Annotated in this window: 13 protein-coding genes and 4 pseudogenes; 10 read left to right on the top strand and 7 right to left on the bottom strand. The window is 35.6% G+C overall.

Features of this window, described 5'->3' with window-relative positions; all coding sequences use genetic code 11:
- The first annotated feature begins 2 nt into the window (after positions 1 to 2).
- Together ftsA and ftsZ are read left to right on the top strand one after the other, a co-directional pair.
- Positions 3 to 1,329, top strand: a pseudogene (gene ftsA / locus RRF69_RS03395) (cell division protein FtsA).
- A 69-nt stretch (positions 1,330 to 1,398) separates the two neighbouring features.
- A complete protein-coding gene (gene ftsZ / locus RRF69_RS03390) occupies positions 1,399 to 3,318 on the top strand; it encodes a cell division protein FtsZ (RefSeq protein WP_316940565.1) in 1,920 nt (639 codons plus the stop codon).
- A 195-nt stretch (positions 3,319 to 3,513) separates the two neighbouring features.
- On the opposite strand, the gene RRF69_RS03385 is transcribed toward ftsZ, so the two are convergent.
- Positions 3,514 to 4,701 carry a pyridoxal phosphate-dependent aminotransferase gene (locus RRF69_RS03385; RefSeq protein ID WP_316940564.1) on the bottom strand — a complete coding sequence of 396 codons (1,188 nt, stop codon included), beginning with the start codon at positions 4,699 to 4,701 and terminating at the stop codon, positions 3,514 to 3,516.
- Between the two features lie 23 nt (positions 4,702 to 4,724).
- The gene (locus RRF69_RS03380; RefSeq protein WP_316940563.1) at positions 4,725 to 5,816 is read right to left on the bottom strand and encodes an acyl-CoA desaturase; all 1,092 of its coding nucleotides are present in this window, start codon (positions 5,814 to 5,816) and stop codon (positions 4,725 to 4,727) included.
- Between the two features lie 124 nt (positions 5,817 to 5,940).
- On the opposite strand from RRF69_RS03380, the gene rsmG reads away from it, so the two are divergent.
- Complete coding sequence (rsmG, locus tag RRF69_RS03375; protein ID WP_316940562.1) at positions 5,941 to 6,567, top strand: 16S rRNA (guanine(527)-N(7))-methyltransferase RsmG; 627 nt, start codon at positions 5,941 to 5,943, stop codon at positions 6,565 to 6,567.
- A gap of 32 nt (positions 6,568 to 6,599) precedes the next feature.
- Here the strand turns inward: rsmG and RRF69_RS03370 are convergent.
- Positions 6,600 to 8,277 (bottom strand): annotated as a pseudogene (locus tag RRF69_RS03370) (formate--tetrahydrofolate ligase).
- Positions 8,278 to 8,495: 218 nt separating this feature from the next.
- Here RRF69_RS03370 and secDF point away from each other — a divergent pair.
- The 3 genes from secDF to obgE all read left to right on the top strand — a co-directional run bounded on the left by secDF (position 8,496) and on the right by obgE (position 14,090).
- The gene (secDF, locus tag RRF69_RS03365; protein WP_316940561.1) at positions 8,496 to 11,477 is read left to right on the top strand and encodes a protein translocase subunit SecDF; all 2,982 of its coding nucleotides are present in this window, start codon (positions 8,496 to 8,498) and stop codon (positions 11,475 to 11,477) included.
- Between the two features lie 393 nt (positions 11,478 to 11,870).
- Positions 11,871 to 12,989 carry an adenylate kinase gene (locus RRF69_RS03360; protein WP_316940560.1) on the top strand — a complete coding sequence of 373 codons (1,119 nt, stop codon included), beginning with the start codon at positions 11,871 to 11,873 and terminating at the stop codon, positions 12,987 to 12,989.
- Between the two features lie 111 nt (positions 12,990 to 13,100).
- On the top strand, positions 13,101 to 14,090 hold the full coding sequence (gene obgE / locus RRF69_RS03355; RefSeq protein ID WP_316940559.1) for a GTPase ObgE: 990 nt from the start codon (positions 13,101 to 13,103) through the stop codon (positions 14,088 to 14,090).
- Between the two features lie 44 nt (positions 14,091 to 14,134).
- On the opposite strand, the gene RRF69_RS03350 is transcribed toward obgE, so the two are convergent.
- The gene (locus tag RRF69_RS03350) at positions 14,135 to 14,548 is read right to left on the bottom strand and encodes a hypothetical protein (protein ID WP_316940558.1); all 414 of its coding nucleotides are present in this window, start codon (positions 14,546 to 14,548) and stop codon (positions 14,135 to 14,137) included.
- Between the two features lie 447 nt (positions 14,549 to 14,995).
- Here RRF69_RS03350 and RRF69_RS03345 point away from each other — a divergent pair, with 447 nt between their 5' ends.
- From RRF69_RS03345 to RRF69_RS03330, 4 genes are all read left to right on the top strand, one after another.
- Positions 14,996 to 15,361, top strand: a complete 366-nt coding sequence (locus RRF69_RS03345; protein ID WP_316940557.1) for a DUF456 domain-containing protein — start codon at positions 14,996 to 14,998, stop codon at positions 15,359 to 15,361.
- Between the two features lie 241 nt (positions 15,362 to 15,602).
- Positions 15,603 to 17,297 carry a lysine--tRNA ligase gene (lysS, locus tag RRF69_RS03340; RefSeq protein ID WP_316940556.1) on the top strand — a complete coding sequence of 565 codons (1,695 nt, stop codon included), beginning with the start codon at positions 15,603 to 15,605 and terminating at the stop codon, positions 17,295 to 17,297.
- Between the two features lie 166 nt (positions 17,298 to 17,463).
- Positions 17,464 to 18,615 carry a glycoside hydrolase family 130 protein gene (locus RRF69_RS03335; protein ID WP_316940555.1) on the top strand — a complete coding sequence of 384 codons (1,152 nt, stop codon included), beginning with the start codon at positions 17,464 to 17,466 and terminating at the stop codon, positions 18,613 to 18,615.
- Positions 18,616 to 18,702: 87 nt separating this feature from the next.
- Complete coding sequence (locus RRF69_RS03330) at positions 18,703 to 20,352, top strand: amidohydrolase (RefSeq protein WP_316940554.1); 1,650 nt, start codon at positions 18,703 to 18,705, stop codon at positions 20,350 to 20,352.
- Between the two features lie 116 nt (positions 20,353 to 20,468).
- Here the strand turns inward: RRF69_RS03330 and mdh are convergent.
- The 3 genes and pseudogenes from mdh to gyrB form a co-directional block, all read right to left on the bottom strand.
- Positions 20,469 to 21,396, bottom strand: a pseudogene (mdh, locus tag RRF69_RS03325) (malate dehydrogenase).
- 128 nt (positions 21,397 to 21,524) lie between these two features.
- The gene (locus RRF69_RS03320) at positions 21,525 to 22,556 is read right to left on the bottom strand and encodes a DUF6588 family protein (protein WP_316940553.1); all 1,032 of its coding nucleotides are present in this window, start codon (positions 22,554 to 22,556) and stop codon (positions 21,525 to 21,527) included.
- Between the two features lie 152 nt (positions 22,557 to 22,708).
- A pseudogene (gene gyrB, locus RRF69_RS03315) lies at positions 22,709 to 24,647 on the bottom strand (DNA topoisomerase (ATP-hydrolyzing) subunit B).
- Between the last annotated feature and the right edge of the window lie 427 nt (positions 24,648 to 25,074).

Below are 25,074 nucleotides of genomic sequence, written 5' to 3'. Positions count from 1 at the left end.
AAATGGAAAACAGTAAAATAGCAGTTGGTTTAGATATTGGTACCACCAAGATTGTTGCCATGATTGGGCGTAAGAATGAATACGATAAAATAGAAGTTTTAGGAGTTGGAAAGGCAAAAAGTTTGGGTGTTAAAAGAGGAGTGGTTAGTAATATTACACAAACCATTCAATCAATCCAACAGGCGGTTGATGAGGCAGAAAGTGTTTCAGGACAAAAAATCGGAGACGTTGTCGTTGGGATTGCAGGGCAACACATTCGAAGTTTGCATCATTCAGATTATATTACGAGATCTAATGCTGATGAGGTGATTGATGAAAATGACATTGACAACCTAGTCAATCAAGTTCACAAATTGGTAATGCTCCCCGGAGAAGAAATAATCCACGTATTGCCACAAGAATTTAAAGTAGATTCTCAAGCAGATATCAAAGAGCCTATCGGAATGTATGGAGGACGATTAGAAGCCAACTTTCATGTGGTTGTAGGACAAGTTTCCTCGATTAGAAATATTGGACGCTGTGTGAAAAGTGCTGGATTAGATTTGTCAGACATTACCTTAGAACCTTTAGCTTCTGCATCTGCTGTATTGAGTCAGGAAGAAAAAGAAGCAGGAGTTGCACTGATTGATATTGGTGGAGGAACTACTGATTTAGCCATTTTTAAAGACGGAATCATTCGACACACTGCAGTGATTCCTTTTGGAGGAAATGTCATTACTGACGATATCAAAGAAGGCTGTTCAATTATTGAAAAACAAGCCGAATTATTGAAAATAAAATTTGGTTCAGCCTTACTATGGAGAGAATAAAGAATCAGAAATTGTCTCTATTCCCGGATTGAGAGGTAGAGAGCCAAAAGAAATTACCCTTAAAAATTTATCCAAAATCATTCATGCGAGAGTTCAAGAAATTATTGAGCATGTGTATTTAGAGATCAAAAATTACGGGCACGAAACCCAAAAAGGGAAACTCATTGCAGGAATTGTTTTAACAGGAGGAGGTTCTCAATTAAAGCATTTGCGTCAATTGGTAGAATATATTACAGGAATGGATGCCAGAATTGGGTATCCAAACGAACATCTTGCTGGAGATTCAGAAGATGCCTTGTCGAGCCCTTCTTATGCAACCGCAGTTGGTTTGTTGATGGAAGGGTTGAATAGCCAAGGAAAAGAAGAGGAAATTGTTGAACCAAAAGCTGAGCTTTTAGATCAACCAGAGGTTGATGTAGAGGTTACTGAAGTCGCTCCAGAACAAACAAAAAAGGTTACTAGAAATTTCTTTAAAAAGTTTACCGACGGTTTGAAAGATTTTTTAGATAATGCAGAGTAGCATTGTAAAGTTGCTAAGCAAAAAAAAGAAGAATAAAATTAATAAACACTAAAAAATAAGTACGTTATTATGAGCACAGAATTTGATAACATATTATTTGACATGCCAAAAACACAATCCAATACCATTAAAGTGATTGGTGTAGGAGGTGGAGGAAGCAATGCAGTTAACCACATGTTTACTCAGCACATTAAAGGCGTTGATTTTGTGATTTGCAACACAGATTCGCAAGCTTTGGAAAATAGCCCAGTACCTAATAAAATTCAGTTAGGGGCAAATTTGACTTCTGGCTTAGGAGCTGGAGCGAATCCTGATGTAGGAGAAAAAGCAGCGCAAGAGAGTATTGAAGAGATTCAAAAGATGCTCAACACACAAACGAAGATGGTTTTTATTACTGCAGGAATGGGTGGGGGAACCGGAACGGGTGCTGCGCCAATTATTGCAAAAATTGCAAAAGACATGGATATTTTAACGGTAGGAATCGTTACCATGCCCTTTCAATTTGAAGGAAGAATGCGTGCCAAACAAGCTCAGATTGGTATCGACACTTTGCGCAATAATGTAGATTCTTTAATTGTTATCAATAATAATAAATTAAGAGAAGTCTATGGAAACCTCGGTTTTAAAGCTGGTTTTTCTAAGGCAGACGAGGTATTGTCTACTGCAGCTCGAGGTATTGCAGAAGTAATTACTCATCACTATAAACAAAACATTGACTTACACGATGCCAAGACAGTTCTTTCGAATAGCGGTACCGCTATCATGGGGTCTGCAAAAGAAGAGGGTACTAGTAGGGCTAAGAATGCCATTGTAAAGGCTTTAGATTCCCCTTTACTGAATGACAATAAAATTACAGGTGCAAAAAATGTCTTGTTATTGATTGTTTCTGGAACCAACGAAGTAACCTTGGACGAAATTGGAGAAGTCAACGATTATATCCAAACCGAAGCTGGATATGAAGCCAACATTATTATGGGAATTGGCGAAGATGAATCTTTAGGAGATGCCATCGCAGTGACTATTGTTGCTACAGGTTTTGCGTCTGATCAGCAAAGTACAATTACCAACACAGAAGTAAAGAAAATTGTCCATACGTTAGAAGACGAGCAGAAAGCAACCTATAATTTTACGGAGAACACAGTTCAGAAAACTTCAGCTTTTGATGCACCATTATCAAGCAAACCTACTCCAAAAATTGTTCATATTTTAGAAGAGGAAGTGGAAGAAGAAGCGCCAAGAACGAATTTGGTTGCGACGACGGAAACTATCAAAAACACTCAAGTCGTTTTTGATGAGATTGCTCCTGAGGAAGTTTCTGAAGATGAATTCGTCATTACAGATGTGACCCCAAAAGAAAACCAAATTGAAGAAGAAGTTTTAGAATCTCCAATCATGCAACAAGATTTGTTATTCGATCTGCCATTGAATTCGTACACTGAAATTACACCTACTAATGAAATTCGTTTTGAATTGAATGAGGAAGAGGAAATCTCAGCAGTTGTCGATGTAAATGATATGGAGGTATTTGGTGCTGAAGTAATTACTTTTGAAAAACCTGTACAAGAAACAAGATATGTTTTAGAAGATTTTGATGCAAAGCCAACGATTGGAAAGAGTTCTTCAATATCGTCAGCACATGCAGAGGAAGACGCTATGCAGTTTGAACTTAAAACAACGATACCTCAAGCAGAAATCAATCAAATACAAACAGAAAGTGAAGAAGTCTCTCCTTTGAGTTTGACCATTACAGAGCTTCAAAAAAGAGCTGAAGAACGAAGAAAAACCATGAAAGGGTTCAACTATAAGTTTTCAGATCAAATGAATAAAAATATTGATGATATCGAACGTCAACCTGCATATAAAAGATTGGGAATCGATTTAGACGCTGTAGATTCTTCTATTAGCAAATCGAAGACCAGCTTGAATTCAGAGAATGATGAGATTCAGTTAAAATCGAACAATTCTTTTCTACATGACAATGTAGATTAAAGGAAGTTCAATAAGAATAGTTTAAAAATCATCTCATTTGAGGTGATTTTTTTTTAAACATTTGGTTCACAAACGAATCAAATCAAATTCGCTCTGCGCTGCAAATTCTGCTGACTTTGATGCTCACAATTGCCCCTCTATGATAAAAAAAACTCCCAGTTTCCTGAGAGTTTATAGAATAATAAGAAATTTCAATTAGCTTAGTGCGTCTTGAATTCTCTGAATAGCTTCTCTTAATTGAGCTTCTGATGCTGCATAAGACATTCTAATGCAATTTGGTGCACCAAAAGCATCTCCTGTTACGGTAGCAACGTTTGCTTTCTCTAATAAGAATAAAGAAAAGTCATTTGCATTTTCAATTTTGAATCCTTTAATGGTTTTTCCGAAAAAAGCAGAGACATCAGGAAAAATATAAAATGCTCCTTCTGGAACATTCAGTTTGAATCCTTCTACTTTTCCTAATAAATCTAAAACAATATCTCTACGTGTTTTAAATTCATCTACCATGTATTGTACTTTTTCCACAGGAGCTAATACTGCAGTAATTGCAGCTCTTTGTGCAATACAATTTGTTCCTGAGGTAATCTGACCTTGCATCTTTGTACAAGCTTTGGCAATCCACTGTGGTGCACCGATATACCCAATTCTCCATCCAGTCATCGCAAATGCTTTTGCAAGTCCGTTTACTGTAATGGTTCTATCATACATGCTTTCTATGGCAGCAAAACTAAAAGGCTTTGCTCCGTAATTAATATGTTCATAGATTTCATCAGATAAAACATAAATTTGTGGGTGGTTTTCTAAAACGGCCGCTAAGGCTCTGTATTCTTTTTCGCTATAAATAGATCCACTTGGGTTATTTGGCGAATTAAAAAACACCATTTTTGTTTTTGGAGTGATTGCTGCTTCTAGTTGCGCAGGTGTAATTTTAAAATCATCATCAATTGAAGATGGAATTTCAACAAATTTTGCTTCACATAAGATCGCAATTGCAGAATAGCTTACCCAATAAGGTGCAGGAAGTAATACTTCATCTCCAGGATTTAGCAATACTTGTGCAATATTAGCAATTGATTGTTTTGCTCCAGTAGAAACAACAATTTGATTGGGTTCATACACCAAGTCGTTATCGCGTTTAAATTTTGTGCAAATAGCTTCTTTTAATTCTACATATCCATCCACGGGTGAATAGGAGTTGTAGTTTTGATGGATGGCTTCAATAGCCGCATCTTTAATGAAATCGGGGGTATTGAAATCGGGTTCTCCCAAACTTAAACTGATAATATCGATTCCTTGACCTTTTAATTCTCTTGCTTTCGCAGCCATTGCTAAGGTCTGAGAAACTGGTAAACTGTTAATTCTGTCCGATAATGGATGTGTCATCTTTAATAGTAGTTGGTTGTTGTTTATGCTAATTCTGGTTTCCGACCTAAAGCTCCTAAATGGCTAAAATGCGCTACAATGGCTTTGGTCATCGTTTTGTATTCATTGTAAGGCAAGTTAAATTCTTTCGCTGTTTCTTTGACAATTTTAGCCAATTTTTTATAATGTACATGAGAAATGTGTGGAAAAATATGATGTTCAACTTGATGATTTAGACCTCCAGTATAGAAGCTTACCAACCAGTTCGTAGGGGCAAAGTTCGAAGTTGTATACAATTGATGGACTGCCCAAGTGTGTTCTAAATTTCCATCTTTGTCTGGTAAAGGCATTTCTGTTTTGGGTACAATATGTGCCAATTGAAAAACAAGACTTAAAATCATCCCTGCGGTATAGTGCATTACAAAAAATCCTAATAAGACTTTCCACCACGCAATATCTAAAACCAACAAAGGCAAAACAATCCAAAGTGCATAATAGACAATCTTGGAAATGATTAATTTCGTCCATTCTACTTTCGGGTTTGGAAATTTACCATAGGATAATTTACGTTTTAAGTAATCGTGCATTTGTTTGATGTCCGTGGTGATTGCCCAGTTAATGGTCAGCAAACCGTATAAAAAAATGGAATAGTATTTTTGAATTTTATGAATCTTCAACCATTTGGCATGTTTTGAAAAACGAATAATTCGTCCTGCATCGATATCTTCATCATGATCTTTGATATTCGTAAAGGTATGGTGTAGTACATTGTGTTGTACTTTCCAATTGTAAACATTTCCAGCAAGAATATAAATACTACTTCCCATTAATTTGTTGACCCACTTTTTACTCGAAAAAGATTCGTGATTGCTATCGTGCATAACATTCATTCCAACACCTGCCATTCCGATTCCAGTAACTACCATCAAAATAGCCATAAGCCATTGAGGCATAGAGATTGTCAAAACCAATACAAAAGGCACCAAAAATGTTAAAAACATGATAATCGCTTTGGTATACAATTTCCAATTCCCAGTTTTTTTTATGTTATTTTCATTAAAATAAAAATTCACCCTTTTATTTAAAGTCCTGAAAAATTTAGTTTTGTCTACTCTTGAAAAATTGATTGTTTTCATTTCGTATTTAATTTAACCACAAAAATAATCTATTTGAAATCGTTTTAAATGATAAATGTTAGTTTTTGTTAGGAAATGTTCTGTCACAAATAACTATTTTTGCCGCCGAACCTTTATTTTTTTCATGGAAATCATTCAGAAATACTTTACAAACCTTACAGAAACTCAAGTTGCTCAATTTTCTAAGCTCCAAGAGTTGTACCAAGATTGGAACTTGAAGATCAATGTAGTATCTAGAAAAGATATCGACGAGTTGTACTTACGACATGTATTACATTCTTTAGGAATTGCAAAAGTAATTGAATTCAAACCGGGGTCTAAAGTAATGGATGTAGGTACAGGTGGAGGATTTCCGGGTGTTCCATTGGCGATTTTATTTCCAGAAACACAATTTCATTTGGTTGATTCTATTGGTAAAAAGATCAAAGTGGTTAATGAGGTTGTAGAAGGGTTGGGTTTAAATAATGTAAAAACAACTCATGGAAGAGTAGAAGATGTTAAAGATACCTATGATTTTATTGTAAGTAGAGCTGTGGCGCAAATGGAAACCTTTGTTCGTTGGACCAAAGGGAAAATTTCTAAAAAGCAACAGCATGAATTGAAAAATGGCATTCTTTACTTGAAAGGAGGAGATTTGTCAGAAGAACTGAAAATCTATACATCTGCTACCATATTCGATTTACCCCATTATTTTGATGAACCTTTTTTTGAAACCAAAAAAGTGGTGCACCTTGGCATGAAATTCAAATAAGAGTTTTAAAAGTCAAAGAAGAAGATAGTACATTAAGACAATCCAGAAATAACACCATTGTCATCAATGATCATGTTCTCGGAAGCAGGAACACGAGGTAGGCCTTAGCATGCGCATCATTTTCCCTAAAATTGGAATTAAAAACTGGGCACCTGCTGCGATTTCTATTTCCCGAACAGTAACCGTAAAACCCGAGGGTCTCCCAATTAATCGTTCATTGTCAGAAAAAGATTTCTGTGTCTTCGCCATACAGATTGCGAAATTATTGAATCCGAGACGATCTATTCGTCTTAAATTTAACAGTGCTTTGTTGTCATAAGCAACGTGAGTTGCGCCATATATTTCTTTAGCGATCTTTTCTATTTTTTCTTTCACTGGAGTTTCCCAGTGGTACAAAGGATTGTATTGAGTAGCTTTGTGTTCTACAATATCCACCACAGCATGAGCAAGTTCTTTGGTGCCCTCTCCTCCTTTTTCCCAGCCTTCAGACAAGACTGCATGCACACCTAAATTGGCACAGGCATTGATTACATACTGAACCTCTTCCCTAGAATCAGAACTGAATGAGTTGATGGCAACTACGGGTTCGATATTGAATTTTCGAATATTTTCAATATGTTTTTCCAAATTTTCAAAGCCTTTAGCAACCAATGCTAAATTTGGAGTGTTATAGGCTTCTTTAGGAGCACCTCCATGATGACGCAAGGCTCTGATTGTAACAACCAGAACAACACATTTTGGATTCAATTTTGCGAAGACAGATTTAATATTTAAGAATTTTTCGGCACCCAGATCGGCACCAAATCCAGCTTCTGTAACTACGTAATTAGAGAGCGAAAGGCCCATTTTGGTTGCGATAATGGTATTGGTTCCTTGTGCAATATTCGCAAAAGGCCCACCATGTATAATCGCAGGATTTTCTTCTAAGGTTTGAACTAGATTTGGTTTGATGGCGTCTTTCAAAAGTATTGCCATGGCGTTTTCTGCTTTTAAGTCTCTGGCAAAAACAGGTCTTTGGTCATAGGTAAATCCGACCAAGATATCCCCCAAACGTTGTTTTAGATTGTTAAAATTGGTTGCCATACAAAGAATAGCCATTACTTCGGAAGCCGGGGTGATGTTGAATCCGTCTTGTCTAGGAACTCCATTAGCAGTACCTCCCAAGCCAATAGTAATGTCTCTCAATGCACGATCATTCATATCAATAACACGTTTCCAAAGAATTGTTCTCGGATCGATATTCAAGGGAGAGGTCTTGCTTTGAATTGCATTGTCAATTAAAGCAGAAAGCAAGTTATTTGCTTTTTCAACAGCATTGAAATCTCCGGTGAAGTGTAAATTAATGTCTTCCATTGGGACTACTTGAGAGTATCCTCCACCTGCTGCACCGCCTTTGATTCCAAATACAGGACCTAACGAAGGCTCTCGGAGTACTACGGTAGCTTGCTTTCCTATCTTGTTCAACCCCTCTGTCAAGCCAATAGAAACTGTAGTTTTTCCCTCGCCAGCAGGTGTTGGTGTCAATGCTGTTACTAAGATTAAATTATTAGTTGCTATTGCAGTGTCATCAATGAGCTTTAAAGGGAGTTTTGCTTTGTATTTGCCATACATTTCTAAATCATCCTCTTCAATGTTTAATTTTTTTGCAATCAGTTTGATGTGTGCTATTTTTTTTTCTTGTGCAATTTCTATGTCTGATAAATGGTCCATATGAATCTTCCTTTAGTTGATTCTTTATTGTTACTTCCGAATTTCTAAAAATCCTTTATTAACGCCCAGTTGATTGCCGAAAAGGACTTTCCTTATTTTTGTGGTTTTAAATTTAAAATACTGATTATAAATATAAGAAAATAATTGGTTGGGCTGTTATGAAATACTATATTTGCACGTTTTAAACTAAAAAAGTCGACATAAAATATAAATTAAAGATGCAAAACAAAGGCCTTATTAAGTTATTTGCTATCCTGTTTGGATTAGTAAGTTTATACCAATTATCATTCACTTTTTTCGCAAGTAAGGTAGAAGAAGATGCTGCAAATTATGCAACAAAAATGGTGCCAAGCAATGATGCTAGACAAAAAGCTACTTTCGAAAGAAAGTACTTAGATAGTGTCGCTAATATTGAGGTTGTAGATTTAGCAATAACAAAGTATACCTACGATGATCTTAAAGACAAAGAGATGAATCTTGGTCTTGATTTAAAAGGAGGTATCAATGCAATCTTACAAGTTTCTGTAAAAGAAGTTTTGAAAGGATTGTCCAATGATTCTCAAAATGAAATCTTTAACAATGCATTAGCAGCTGCTGATCAAAGTTTGAAAAGCAGTAATGATACTTATTTGGATTTATTTTTTACCGAATTTGAAAAAATTGCTGGAACTACCAAGTTGAGTGACCCTACAATTTTTGGGACAAAATCGTTACGAGATAAAATCAAGTTTGATGAAAGCAACGAGGTTGTGAAAGAAGTTTTGCAACAAGAAATCAATAGTTCTATTCGTACAGCATTTGATGTTTTGCGAAGTAGAATAGATAAATTTGGAGTAACTCAGCCGAACATCCAAAGAATTGGAAATTCTGGTAGAATTCAAATTGAACTCCCTGGAGCAAAAGACATCGAGCGAGTTACCAAGTTAATCACAAGCAAAGCGGAATTACAGTTTTGGGAAGTGTATTCAAATGCAGAAGTACAAAACTATTTCTTTACAGCGAATGCTAAAGTTGCTGAGCTATTAAAAGAAGATACCACAACAGAAGAATCTACTAAAGAAACTGAAAGTGATGACCTCGATGACATTCTTGGAGAGACTACAGATTCTACAAAGGTTGCTCAGAAAAACTTATTCACTTATTTATTTCCGAATGTAGCGCAAAGCCAACAACAATTGAGTTCTTTAGTGGCACAAGCGAGAGTTTTAGACACTGCTCAAGTAAATCAATTACTTAGAAACAAAGAAGTCAAAGATTTGTTGCCAACAGAACTAAAGTATGTGAAATTCTTATGGGATTACAAACCATCAAAATCAGCTGATGGTACAGAATTGATCGCTTTGTACGCAATCAAATCAAACAAAAAAGACAAGGCACCTATTGAAGGAGATGTAATTTTAGACGCATCTCAAGAATTTAGTCAATTAAACAAACCAGAAGTAAGCATGACCATGAATGGGTATGGTGCAAAACTTTGGGAAAAAATGACCACTGAAAATGCGGGAAGATTTGTTGCCGTAGTCTTAGATGATTATGTCTATACAGCTCCTTCCGTAAATCAACCAATTACAGGAGGTAGAACTTCAATTTCTGGTGGATTAATGACTGTTGCTGAAGCAGAAGATATTGCAACTGTATTAAAGGCAGGTAAATTACCTGCAACTGCAAGAATTATTGAAGCAGAAGTAGTAGGGCCCTCTTTAGGAAAAGAAGCAATTGATTCTAGTTTTTTATCTTTTGGTTTGGCCATCTTATTGGTGTTGCTATGGATGACTCTTTATTATGGAAAAGCGGGTTTGTATGCAGATATCGCTTTGGCGGTAAACATTCTATTCATTTTTGGAATTCTAGCCTCTTTCAATGCAGTATTGACATTGCCGGGTATTGCGGGAATCATTTTGACAATTGGTATGTCGGTAGATGCGAACGTAATTATCTTTGAAAGAATTAAAGAAGGTTTGTTCAAAAAGAAAGGATTAAAACAATCTGTAGAGGAAGGTTTCTCTGTAAAGGGAGCTTTGTCTGCAATTATTGATGCAAACATCACCACCTTGTTAACGGGAATCATTTTATATATTTTCGGTACAGGACCTATCAAGGGTTTCGCCTTGACATTAATGATAGGTATTGGAACATCATTATTTACTGCAGTATTTATTACTCGTTTATTAATAGATGGAGCGGTCAAAAAAGGATCAAAGTTAACTTTTAATACTACGATTTCTAAAGGATGGTTTCAGAATATGAATATTGAGTTCTTAAGAAAACGTAAAATAGCATACATCGTTTCTGGAGCAATTATTTTAGGAGGAATTGTATCCATCTTTTCTATTGGATTAAAACAGGGAGTCGACTTTAAAGGAGGACGTTCTTTTACTGTTCGTTTTGACAAGTCGATGAACGCTACGGAAGTTGCTGAAACGTTAAAAGATGCTTTTGGAACTGCTCCAGAAGTAAAAACATACGGTACTGACAATCAATTAAAAATCACAACGGTTTATAGAATTGATGAAGAAGGTGAAAATGTAGATGAAGAAGTGCAAAATGCATTGTTCATTGGTTTGCAATCGTATATCGGAGATACATCCTATAATGACTTTAAACCTGGTTTTGAAAAAGCAAAAAATGCGAGTGGAATCATGAGCTACCGTAAAGTTGATCCTACCATTGCAGATGATATCAAGACATCGGCACTATGGGCAGTATTTGCTTCTTTATTGGTTGTGTTCTTATATATTTTATTGCGTTTTAGAAAAGTATCCTTTTCTATTGGAGCTGTAGTTGCAGTTTTTCACGATGTTTTAATTGTATTAGGCGTCTTTTCGATTACCTATAACTTCATGCCTTTTGACATGGAAATTGGACAATCCTTTATCGCAGCGATCCTAACTGTAGTAGGATATTCATTAAATGATACCGTGGTTATCTTTGATAGAATTAGAGAGTTTGCAGGGTCACAATCTAATTGGAAATATAGTCAAGTAGTTGACAAAGCATTAAGTTCTACTTTAGGAAGAACCATTAATACCTCTATGACAACATTATTAGTAATGTTAGCAATCTTCTTATTTGGTGGAGATTCGATTAAAGGATTTATGTTTGCATTAATTATCGGTGTTATAGTTGGTACTTATTCATCACTATTTGTTGCAACTCCGATCATGTTTGACACTACAAAAAAAGAAGAAAAGAACAATTAGTTCTATTTTAAAATATAGTATAACCGTTTTGCTTTTGCTGAATTGATTTCAGGAACTACAAAGCGGTTTTTTTATTCAAGGTCAAGACAGTACCTTTGTAATTAGAAATATAGAACATCTTCCAGGTAATTTTATGTTTCAAGTAAGCAAGCAAAAAATTTTATTTTTTTCGATCTCAATTTGCGATGAATATGTTGGTTAGGATTTTAAGAATAAAAAAGAGATTCAGGTTGAGATTGAAGTTTTGAGAGCTTTTAGTATCGGGAATATCTGATAAAATTGAGGGATTTGAATCTAAATGTGACATGAAATTCTCAGAAACATTTTCTGTTTTGACTTACATATTAGATCCTAAAACAGAAAAAAAGAACCGATTAGAATTGGATACAAATAATGGAAATTATAAAACTTCACGATTTATACTTTAAGCCTTTTATAACAAAGGACGAAATCGTTCATATTGTATCTTCGCTAGCAAAGCAGGTTAGAGAGGATTTACCCGAAGGAGAAGTTCCTGTTTTTGTTGGGATCCTAAATGGATGCTTTTTATTTGCAGCAGATTTTATTAGAGAATTTAATCAAGATTGTGAAGTTTCTTTTGTAAAGTTGGGCTCCTATGAAGGTACTTCTTCAACAGAAAATGTAAAACAACTCGTTGGTCTCAATGAGGATTTATCGGGGAGAACCGTTATCATTTTAGAGGACATCATTGATACAGGTACAACCTTACAGGAAATTTACAATATTTTCAGAGATCAAAACGTTCAACAATTAAAAGTAGTTACTTTATTTTTTAAACCCGACGTCTTTAAAAAAGAACTTCCAATAGACTATATAGGAAAGAATATCGAAGATAAATTCATCGTTGGCTATGGTTTAGATTACGATGGTTTGGGTAGAAATAAAGCAGCAGTATATCAACAAACAACACCACCTACTATGAAAAACATTGTATTATTTGGCCCTCCTGGAGCAGGAAAGGGTACACAGGCAACCTTATTAAAAGAAAAATACAATCTAGTACACATCTCTACAGGAGACGTTTTTAGATACAATATCAAAAATGCAACTGAATTGGGCGTTTTGGCAAAATCGTACATGGATGATGGGAACCTAGTCCCCGACGAAGTAACGATCAACATGTTGAAAGCAGAGGTTGAAAAAAATGCCGGCGCCAACGGATTTATCTTTGATGGCTTTCCTAGAACTGAATCTCAAGCAAAAGCCCTAGATGCTTTTTTAGCTGAAAAAGGAGCAAAAATAAATGGAATGGTAGCGCTTGAGGTGCCTGAAGATTTATTAGTGAATCGCTTGTTGGAAAGAGGGAAAACCAGTGGAAGAACAGACGATACTGATGAAGAGAAAATTAGAAACCGCTTCAATGAGTACAATACAAAAACAGCGATTCTAAAAGAATTTTACCAAGAACAAGGCACCTATTATGGAGTGAATGGTGTAGGTTCTATAGAAGAGATTACCAAGAGTTTATCAGCAGTTTTTGATACTCTTTAAGTCGTTTTCTGTACAAGTCGCAAATGAAAATAATGACCAAAGATTTAAAATTATCTACTGATCAACCCTAGGTTGTTCCTCGATTTTAATCAATCTTTTAAATAAAATATAATGACAGAAGGTAACTTTGTTGATTACATAAAAGTATATGCTGCTTCAGGAAAAGGTGGTCAAGGTTCTATGCATTTACATAGAGAAAAGTTTATTACCAAAGGCGGACCCGATGGAGGTGATGGAGGACGCGGTGGGCACATCATTTTACGTGGTGACAAAAACATGTGGACCCTATTTCATTTAAAATTTAAAAGACACTTTAGAGCCGATTCAGGAGGTTCTGGAAGCGCAAGTAGAAGTACGGGTGCCGATGGAGCCGATGTCTATGTAGATGTTCCTTTAGGAACGATCGTAAGAGATGCCGATACCGATGAAATTATCTTAGAAATTACCGAACATCAAAAAGAGGTGGTATTGCTTCGTGGAGGAAAAGGAGGACTGGGAAATTGGCACTTTAAATCTTCTACAAATCAAACCCCAAGATACTCACAACCCGGAATGGATGGTGTTGAAGCTTGGCTTCGTTTGGAATTGAAATTACTTGCAGATGTTGGCTTAGTTGGTTTTCCAAATGCTGGAAAATCTACCTTATTGTCTGTATTGACTTCTGCAAAACCTAAAATTGCAGACTATGCTTTTACCACACTTAAACCCAACTTAGGAATCGTAGAACATAGAAATCATCAAACTTTTGTCATTGCAGACATTCCAGGAATCATTGAAGGAGCTGCAGAGGGGAAAGGGCTAGGACATCGATTTTTAAGACATATTGAACGAAATTCTGCCCTATTGTTCATGATAGCTGCCGACAGTGACGATATCAATAAAGAATACGATATTCTGTTAAATGAACTCAAACAACACAATCCAGAATTATTAGACAAAGATCGTTTGTTGGCGATTTCTAAGTCGGATATGTTGGACGAAGAACTCAAAGCAGAAATTGCTGCTGATTTGCCAAAAGGGGTGGAAACTTTATTCATTTCTTCTGTGGCAGAATCAGGTTTGCAAGAGCTGAAAGACAAACTTTGGGAGATGTTGAACTAAAGAATATTTCCAATGAAAACTCTCTAATGGTGAGAAATAGTATTTTATTCCTTTAGCTGAATTTTGATAGGCAATCGGTATTTGGTCGTAACAGGAATTCCTTGTTTGATTGCCGATTTGATTTTGGGTAACTCCTCAATACTTTTTCGAAGTATTTTGTCTAATTGGGGTAATTCTTTTTGTATTTTTTTAGAGGACTCAATTTGCTCTAAAGAAATGACTCCTTTGGTACTGATCAACAAGTCAACATAAATCACTTCATTGATTGAATCCTGAATCGTAAAATGCTCTCGGATTAACTCATTGCTGATTTTTTGATGAATGGTGCTTCTAAAGCAAAACGACTTTGGGGTTTTGTCAATAATAGAATCACAGACCTTAAAAGAAGGAGATACATCTACCACTGAATAATCTACAATAGTGTCTAGTACTTCCGAATTTGAGCTGCCTATACCCATGAAATGGTCACAAGAACTGCAAAAAATGAACACACATAAAAAAGAGAGGACACGCAATAACATAGAATAAATTATTGCGTGAAATTACTAAATTTTATTGAGAAGTATTCTAGAGATTTCTCTGTTAAATAGGATTCCTTTTTATCTGTGATTTTTTTTTAATACTAAATGATCATTAAAATTGGCAGTATTCAATTTAATCAGAAAGCAATTTCTAGTTGAGTCCATTCCCCAATACATCATAAAATAAAAATTTTCCTTTTTAATCAATCTATATTCATGTATTTTCGTAGTGAAAATAAGAATAAGCCATGGATATTTTTTTAGTAGTACTTGGATTTGTGTTGGTTCTTCTCGGAATTGTAGGTTCTTTTTTACCCGTCTTGCTAAGGTCCTTTGACTGGATGGTTTGGACTTCTGGTCTTGCACCTTACGAGTGTAATTCCTATGAATTGGACTTATTTAGGAATTACTTTAGCTGTAGCAGTATTCATTTGGATTCTCGATTATATCATTCCTAGTATGGGAACTAAAAAATTTGGAGGCAGCCGCTATGGAGTCTATGGAACAACTATTGGTTTAATTTTGGGGTTACTTTCTCCGATTCCTTTTGGAATTTTAATTGGTGCATTTTTAGGAGCCTTTGTTGGAGAATTGATTTATGACAGCAAAGATACACGTCGAGCCCTAAAGGCTTCTTTAGGTTCTTTTATTGGACTACTGGCTTCTGCGACCATGAAGTTTTTTGTTGCTGCAGTGTATGTAGTAATGTTTGTTCTTAAATTCATGGAGTATAGTACTGATTTCTTTTAAGTGCAAAAAAAAAAGCGTCCCATTTCAGGGAAGCTTTCCATTGGTTAACAAAACCATGACACTTTTGTGAAAGTGCCAAAACAACACAACTAAATGTTACTTTTGTATAAAAAGTAGTCCACAAAGATACACTTTTTTATAGATGCAACAATTCATTTTCTTTTTATTTGCGCATTGCCTAACTCTTCAATAGATTGTATCTTTGTTCACTTTAATCGTTATAAGCAAACAAAGACCGCAAATGCAATTATCAGAACAAGAAGTTGTACGTAGAGAAAAGCTATCCAAATTACGTGAATTAGGCATCAATCCATATCCTGCAGATTTATTCCCAATCAATTCAAATTCGACAACAATTAAAGAAGAGTATGTTGAAGGGAGACCTGTAATTATTGCGGGACGTTTGATGGCTATCAATATTCAAGGAAAAGCATCTTTTGCACAATTACAAGATGGAGTAGGAAGAATTCAATTGTATTTTAATCGTGATGAAATTTGCACTGGAGAAGATAAATCTTTGTATAACAATGTTTTTAAGAAACTCTTAGATTTAGGAGATTTTGTAGGGATTGAAGGGACATTGTTTACGACTCAGGTGGGCGAAAAAACAGTCATGGTCAAAAATTTTAAATTGCTTTCAAAAGCATTGAAGCCTTTGCCAATGCCTAAAGTAAAAGACGGAGTTACTTACGACGCCTTTACCGATCCAGAAATGCGGTATCGACAACGATATGCCGACCTTATGGTCAATCCACATGTAAAAGAAGTATTTGTAAAGCGAACAAAATTGTTTAATGCCATGCGTTCGTTTTTTAATGATGCTGGTTATTTTGAGGTAGAAACGCCTGTGTTGCAGCCCATTCCTGTAGGAGCAGCTGCAAGACCTTTTATGACCCACCACAATTCTCTAGACATTCCTTTGTACATGAGGATTGCCAACGAATTGTATCTTAAAAGATTGATTGTTGGTGGGTTTGATGGTGTGTATGAGTTCTCAAAAAACTTCAGAAATGAAGGGATGGATAGAACCCACAATCCCGAATTTACTGCAATGGAAATCTATGTATCTTACAAAGATTACAATTGGATGATGGATTTTTGTGAGCAATTGTTAGAACATTGTGCAATTGCCGTAAACGGAACTTCAGAAGTCACTTTTGGTGAACATACCATTAATTTTAAGGCGCCATATGCAAGAATTACGATGGCAGATTCGATCAAACATTTTACTGGTTTTGATATTCATGGAAAAACGGAAGATGAAATTAGAACTGCCGCAAAATCAATGGGTATAGTTGTTGATGAAACCATGGGGAAAGGTAAATTAATTGATGAAATTTTTGGTGAAAAATGTGAAGGAAACTACATTCAGCCTACTTTTATTACCGATTATCCTAAAGAAATGTCCCCTTTGTGTAAAGAACATCGAGACAACCCTGAACTAACAGAACGTTTTGAATTAATGGTTTGTGGAAAAGAAATCGCCAATGCCTATTCGGAATTAAACGATCCAATTGATCAACGTGAACGTTTTGAACACCAATTAAAATTGGCACAAAAAGGAGATGACGAAGCCACCGAATTTATCGATCACGATTTCTTACGAGCCTTGGAATACGGAATGCCTCCAACCTCCGGTATGGGAATTGGTATGGATCGCCTCATTATGTTTTTAACCAATAATCAATCCATTCAAGAAGTTTTGTTTTTTCCTCAAATGCGACCAGAGAAACAAGCTCCTTCTATCGAATTGAATGATGATGAAAAAGCAGTACTCGCCATTATCGCCAAAACAGAAAAAATAGATTTAAACGACTTGAAAACTCAATCGGGATTTTCCAATAAAAAATGGGATAAAACCATCAAAGGATTGACTAAAAAAGAGGTTGCCAAAGTATCAAAAACAGCCGAAGGATTGTTTGTAGAAGTGGTCTAAACTTTAGTAATAGTACTATTCAAAAAGGAATTACAGCAATGTAGTTCCTTTTTTTTTAGCTTCAAGAATGAGTTTCTTAAATTTAAAAATGATAAATTGCTCCAAATCGTTCCATGACCTGTAAATTGTGAGCGGTACCAATAAATGATACTTAAAAACAAGTGATATGAAAAAAATACTGGGAATCTGCATCTTATTTTTATTGATTGGTTGCAAAGAAGGCCTGTTACAAGAGCCACAAGAGTCAAAATCGGCTTCTGGTTGGGGGTTTGGTCCTTTTGAAAAAACAGATAGTATCAACCCTATTTTAAATCCCAAAGCAAGTTTAACATTTACAGATCCAATCTCTCAGAGAAAAGTTTCTTGGGAGGAGCGGAACGTTTTAAATCCCTCTGCGATTGTTAAGGATGACAAAGTCTTTTTATTCTATAGAGCTCAGGACATTAATGGGACTTCTAGAATTGGATTAGCAATCAGTTCCGACGGTTTGCATTTTGAAAAAAATCCAAGTCCTGTCTTTTATCCAGACAACGATGCCATGAAAGTGTATGAATGGAATTATAAAAAAATGGAAAACGAAACCTATGAAAAAGAATGTAAAACCTGTTATTTTGATGGGGTAGAGGATCCTAGAATTATTGAAACCAACGATGGAACCTATCTCATGACCTATACTTCGTATGACGGAAAAACGGCAAGATTGAGTGTGGCTTCGTCTAAAAATTTAACCAATTGGACCAAACACGGATTGGCTTTTAAGGATGAGAAATACAAAGATCTTTGGAGTAAAGCAGGTGCAATTGTAGTAGAAGTTTTGAATGGAAAAAACATAGCAAAGAAAATTGATGGGAAATATTGGATGTATTTTGGAGACACCAATATCTTTATAGCTAGCTCTCTAGATTTGGTTAACTGGCAGGTATGTGAAAATGAAGAGAGTAAAAAAATGATCTCGGTTTTACATCCACGTATGGGCTATTTCGACAGTAGATTGGTAGAGTCAGGCCCCTATGCAATGTATAAAGAAGAAGGAATTGTACTGATTTATAATGCGAGTAATGCCGCCAATTTTAATGATAAAAGTCTTCCAAAATTTACCTATGCCGCTGGACAGGCACTTTTTGATAGGAATTCTCCTTATAAATTAATCGATCGAAAAGAAAATCATTTTATTTATCCTGATAAAGAGTATGAAAAGATTGGTGAAGTAAATGAAGTTTGTTTTGTTGAAGGACTGGTTCGTTTTCAAAACAAATGGTTCCTATACTATGGAACTGCAGATTCAAAAATTGCTGTTGCGGTCAATAGTAGCAACTAAGAAGAAATAGATTATCTATTCAGAATTACAAAAAGTAGATATATTTACTTTTTTCAAGACGAACTTTCAATTTCATAATTCAAACACATGATGCGTTTTATTCTATCCTTTAGTATTTTCATTAGTTTTTGGTGCACTTCATGTACAAGTTCAACGGATAGCGCTGATACCATACTTCAGAATGCTGTTATTTGGACTGGAAATTCCGATCAACCTATCGCTGAATCGTTTGCAATTCAGGGAAATTCGATCCTTGCCATTGGGACGCAAGATGCAATGGAAAAATACAAAGGAATACATACAAAAATCATCAATGCTCAAGGGCGTTTTGTCCTTCCTGGGTTTATAGATGCACATGTTCATTTATTAATGGGAGGAAACAGTCTTTTAAATGTTGAATTAAGAGATGCCAATACCAAAGCTATTTTTAGTGACAGAATTACTTCCTTTGCAAAAACACTTCAAAAAGGAAGTTGGATTGTTGAAGGAAATTGGGACCATACACTTTGGGGAGGTGAATTGCCAAATAAGGAATGGATAGACCAAGGCACATCCGACAATCCAGTTGCAATCTATAGACTGGATGGGCACATGATTCTGTGCAATTCGGCAGCATTAAAAATCGCAGGAATAGATCGAAATACACCCGATGTTAAAAACGGAGAAATTGTTCGGAATTTAGACGGAACTCCTACAGGAATTTTAAAAAGTGAAGCCATGTATTTGGTGCTAAACAAGATTCCAGCTTTGACATTTAGAGTGAAAAAAGAAGCTATAAAATCTGCTCAAGAGTATTTGCTTTCCAAAGGTGTTACTTCAATTCATGATGTTGATAGTTTGGGGAGTTTTCAGGTTCTAAAGGAACTTTACATGGAGCAGGCACTAAAAATTCGAGTGTATAACGCAAATCCTATAGATCAATGGGAAGAGGTTACAAAAGGAACTTCATTGGATACAACTTGGTATAAAAAAGGAATGTTGAAAGGTTTTGTTGATGGTTCTTTGGGGTCGCATACGGCAGCTTTTAAAAATGTCTATTCAGATAAACCTACCGACAAAGGAATTTTCATCAATAGTATTGAAGGGTTGTTTGATGATGCGGTACAAGCTGATGCAAAAAACTTACAAGTGACAATTCACGCGATAGGGGATCGAGCTAATGAATCCTTATTGGATATGTATGAGCGAATCATTCAAAAATCAACGTTAAAAGATAGAAGATTCCGAATTGAACATGCACAACACCTCGATAAAAAGGACATTCAACGGTTTGCTTCCCTAAACATCATCGCAAGTATGCAGCCATATCACGCAATCGATGATGGGCGATGGGCAGAAGAATTAATTGGAACAGAACGAATAAAAACAACCTATGCATTCAACTCTCTGATTAAGGCAGGTGCTGTCGTAGCTTTTGGAAGCGATTGGCCTGTTGCTCCAGCGTCTCCATTATTTGGGATTTATGCTGCGAGTACAAGACGAACTCTAGATCATAAACATCCTGGAGGTTGGGTAGCAAAAGAAAAAATAACGGTAGAAGAAGCGCTCAATGCATATACAAAAAATGCAGCATTTAGTTCTTTTGATGAAAAGATCAAGGGAACTTTAGAGGTAGGGAAATTAGCCGATTTTGTTTTGTTAGATGCAAATATTTTTAAAATACATCCCAATGAAATTAAGAATGTAAAAGTAATTGCAACCTATGTAGGAGGGAAAAAAATGTATGGAAACGAATAGGCTTATTTTTTGATTGTTTCCAAGATCGTTATGAATTGATAATCTTTAAAAAGAAAAAATCCAGCATTGAAGCTGGATTTTTAAGAAGTCTTTCGTTTAAAAACGAGGACTGTATTTTACAATTCCAATAAGCTGTTCGTTTTTGCAACACCTTCTGCTGATTCTTGCAAGTGTGCTTTTTCCGCATCTGTTAAGTTGATTTCAATAATTTTTTCGATACCGTTTTTTCCTAAAACAACAGGAACTCCGATACATAAATCATTCAAACCATATTCCCCTTCTAATAAAACAGAACAAGGGAAAACTTTCTTTTGATCACAAGCAATAGCTTGTACCAATCCAGAAACTGCAGCACCAAGGCGCATACCATGCAGAAGTACCCAGCAATCCTGTTAGGGTAGCTCCACCCACCTTGGTGTCTTGTAAAACTTGTTCTAAACGTTCTGCTGAAAGAAATTCAGAAGCAGGAACAGAGTTTCTAGTTGCTAAACGTGTTAAAGGCACCATTCCTTTATCAGAGTGTCCACCAATCACCATTCCGTCAACATCAGAAATTGGAGCTTCTAAGGCTTCTGCTAAACGATATTTAAAACGAGCTGAATCTAAAGCACCACCCATTCCAATAATTCTATTTTTGGGAAGTCCGGTTGTTTTGTGAACCAAATAAGTCATTGTATCCATTGGGTTCGAAACCACAATAATAATAGTGTTTGGTGAATGCTTCATCAAATTAGCAGAAACCATTTTTACAATTCCGGCGTTAATTCCAATCAATTCCTCACGAGTCATTCCTAGTTTTCTAGGAATTCCAGAAGTAATTACACAAATATTGGAATTTGCAGTTTTCGAGTAATCGTTTGTGCTTCCTGAAATTTTTGTATCAAAACCATTTAAAGAAGCAGTTTGCATTAAATCCATGGCTTTCCCTTCTGCGAAACCTTCCTTGATGTCTAAGATTACCACTTCTGAAGCGAAATCTTTTATAGCAATGTATTCAGCACAACTTGCACCCACAGCGCCAGCTCCAACAACCGTAATTTTCATATTTTTTAGTTTTTATTAAAATGAGAATAATGCTGTAAAAATACAAATTTTACAGCATTATTAAATTAATTATGAGTTAAAAATAGTCTCTAAACGAGATGCTTTTTTTTGTTAAATTTTACTTTTTTTTAGCGAATACTAATTGCCATACCTAGGTTTAACGTATTGTATTCTTGAAGGGTATAACTTCCGAAAATTTTAAAGAATCCCAAGCTTAATCGGGTACCAATCGTTGCTGCCAATCCACTTGAATTAAAATCTAAGTTTGAAGGAACATCCAAGGTTTCACTTATAGAAATTATTGGTGCAGTTGTGGTTGAATAGACTCCAGTGTAGGTTCCTTGTGAACTATAGCTTGCGGATCCATTGTTATATCCAATTCCTCCATAAAAATTGATGAAGGGAAGATTTAAAGATGCGATGGCTTGCGCAGTGAAAGAAGTTAACTTGAAAGAAGCCAAACCATTTTTAATTTCTAAATTGCTTGTAGAAACATCTCCAATTCCATATTGTACATCCATAGAGGAATAGGCTGCCAGCAACGAAATATGCAGAGGAGTTTTGCCGATAGGGCCAAACCAATCTGTAATTTCTTTCTTAAAACCTATTCCAAACATGTTTATAGAACCTCCGTCATCAAAATTAATTTCGGGAGAGATTCTTACCATTGTCTCCAAATCCCAAGGCAATCCAACAGCTATTTGAACGCTTGGTGCTGGCACTACATTTGCAGGTAAATCTTCAATTATTCCACCTGAGGATTTAAAATCTGTAGAAACAACTTGTCCGTTAATTGTCCGATTCACAGTCATCGTAGTTCCTTCACTTGAACCCGCAAAGGTAGGCGCAGTAGTACTTGAAGAAGAAACAGAGCCTAAGTTTAATGCTGAAATAGTAAAGAGTTCTCTTTCAGAAGGAATAAAGGCACCACTGACTCCAATCGTTACATCAAACCCTAAGGTTTTATGAACTTTTGCCGTGTGGTACCATCCACTATTCATTGCATTGATAAAACCTTCAATTCCTGGAGCAAAATAAGCTTGCATCAGTTTTTGAGAATCGGCTTTGTCTGCTAGTAAAATAGCTTCAAATCCACTTTGTGCTTTTGTGCTAAATGAAAGTGCGAAAATACTTAGAGACACTAGTAGGTGTTTTTTCATTGTTTTTTAATTTATAATTAATAGCTTTTTTTAATTAACACAAATATATAAAAGTTTTAACATATTTTATGTTAGTTTTTATCAATAAATTTTAGAAGTTTAAGAAAAAAAAGCCCTACGAAATCGTAAGGCTTTTAAGCTTCAACAAGTTGTTAAACATCGATATTAGCATATTTTGCATTTCTCTCAATAAAATCCCTTCTCGGTGGAACTTCATCTCCCATTAACATTGAGAAAACACGATCTGCTTCAGCAGGACTTTCTATAACTACTTTACGGAGAGTTCTAAATTCAGGGTTCATTGTTGTGTCCCAAAGTTGCTCAGCGTTCATCTCTCCCAAACCTTTGTATCGTTGAATGGTTACTCCTCCTCCGAGTTTTTGAGCAATTAGATCACGTTGATTGTCATCCCACGCATATTCTCTTTTTTGCCCTTTTTTCACTAGGTACAAAGGAGGTGTTGCTATATAAACATATCCTTGTTCAACCATTTCTTTCATGTATCTAAAGAAGAAGGTTAGGATCAACGTAGCAATGTGAGAACCATCTACATCGGCATCACACATAATCACTACTTTATGATATCTTACTTTTGTTAAGTTTAAGGCTCTTGGGTCTTCTTCTGTTCCAATAGAAACACCTAAAGCGGTATACATGTTTTTGATTTCTTCGTTTTCAAAAACTTTGTGTTGCATTGCTTTTTCAACATTCAAGATTTTCCCACGAAGTGGTAAAATTGCTTGAAAATTTCGATCTCTACCTTGTTTTGCAGTTCCTCCAGCAGAATCTCCCTCTACTAGGAAAATTTCACATTGTGATGGATCTGTTTCTGAACAATCAGATAATTTCCTAAGGCAAACCGCCAATAGACATGACCGTTTTACGTTGAACCATTTCACGAGCTTTTCGCGCTGCATGTCTTGCGGTAGCTGCAAGAATTACTTTTTGAACAATGATTTTTGCATCGTTGGGATTTTCTTCCAAGTAATCAGTTAGCATTTCGGAAACGGCTTGTGAAACTGCTGAAGTCACCTCTCTGTTTCCTAATTTTGTTTTTGTTTGCCCTTCAAATTGTGGCTCTTGAACTTTTACTGAGATAATAGCGGTCAAACCTTCTCTAAAGTCATCACCAGCAATTTCAAATTTTACATTTTTTAACAGTCCAGATTCATCTGCATACTTTTTTAAAGTACTTGTCAAACCACGTCTAAAACCCGACAAATGGGTCCCTCCTTCATGAGTGTTGATGTTATTTACATAAGAATGTAGGTTTTCTGCATACGAGGTATTGTATACCATTGCAACTTCAACGGGAATTCCATTTTTTTCACCTTCCATTGAAATGACATTTGCTGTCAACTGCTCGCGGGTAGAATCTAAGTACTTAATAAATTCTGGTAAGCCTTCATCACTATGAAAAGTTTCTGTTGGAAATTCTCCTTCATCATCTGTTCTTCGTCTGTCGGTTAGGGTAATGGTTATTCCTTTGTTCAAAAACGAAAGCTCACGCATACGTGTGGCTAAGGTGTCGTAATTGAATTCAGTAGTTTGTTTAAAAATGGTTTTGTCTGGTGAAAAAGTAACAATGGTTCCTGTAAAATCGCTTTCTCCAACAGTTTTAACAGGGTATAAGCTTTTTCCTTTTGAATATTCTTGTTGCCAAACCTTCCCTTCCTTGTGAACGGTTGCAGTTAAATGTTCCGAGAGTGCGTTTACACAACTCACCCCAACACCATGTAAACCTCCAGAAACTTTATAAGAGTCTTTGTCAAATTTACCTCCAGCACCAATTTTTGTCATCACAACTTGTAATGCAGATACTCCTTCTTTTTTGTGAATTCCTACAGGAATTCCCCGTCCATTATCTTTGGTGGTTACAGAATTGTCTTCATTGATGGTCACATTAATAGTATCACAGTAGCCTCCCATTGCCTCATCGATTGAATTATCGACAACCTCATAGACCAAATGGTGCAACCCTCTAACGCCTACATCTCCAATATACATGGATGGACGCATTCTCACATGTTCCATTCCTTCTAATGCCTGAATACTGGATGCATCGTAGTTGTTTTTTTTGTCTTCGCTCATTATATAGTGAATTTTTAAGTTTTTTTAATTGAAAATCATCCATAAGAGACGATTTTATGATACTCAAATTTACGAATTTTCACTCTTTTTTTTTGCGATTTCAGCAAGGAAATTTTCAAATTATCAACATTTGTTGAAAACACAAAAGTGGCTTAAATGGCTTAAAAATGACCTTAGAAAAAGAGTTCGAAATTTTCTACATGCTTCTAAAAGGTATCGAAATCAAAAGCTGCTTAAATCTTTTATTTTGAATTTGAATTTTATTTATAGTAATTAAAATAGAGCGACTTTTTTCGCGAGTAATTGGGAGGAAATTACCATTTCAGGGTTGTTAAATAATAAAAATGAAAAATGATGTTTAATAACTGTTCACTGTTTGTGCTGTAAATTATCATATATATAATTAAATTTCAATATTTTATAAATA

Source organism: Polaribacter sp. HL-MS24 (assembly GCF_032758595.1).
Taxonomy (GTDB): Bacteria; Bacteroidota; Bacteroidia; order Flavobacteriales; family Flavobacteriaceae; genus Polaribacter.
The sequence above is the reverse complement of the archived record's forward strand: the minus strand, read 5'-3'. Positions and strand labels throughout refer to the sequence as shown.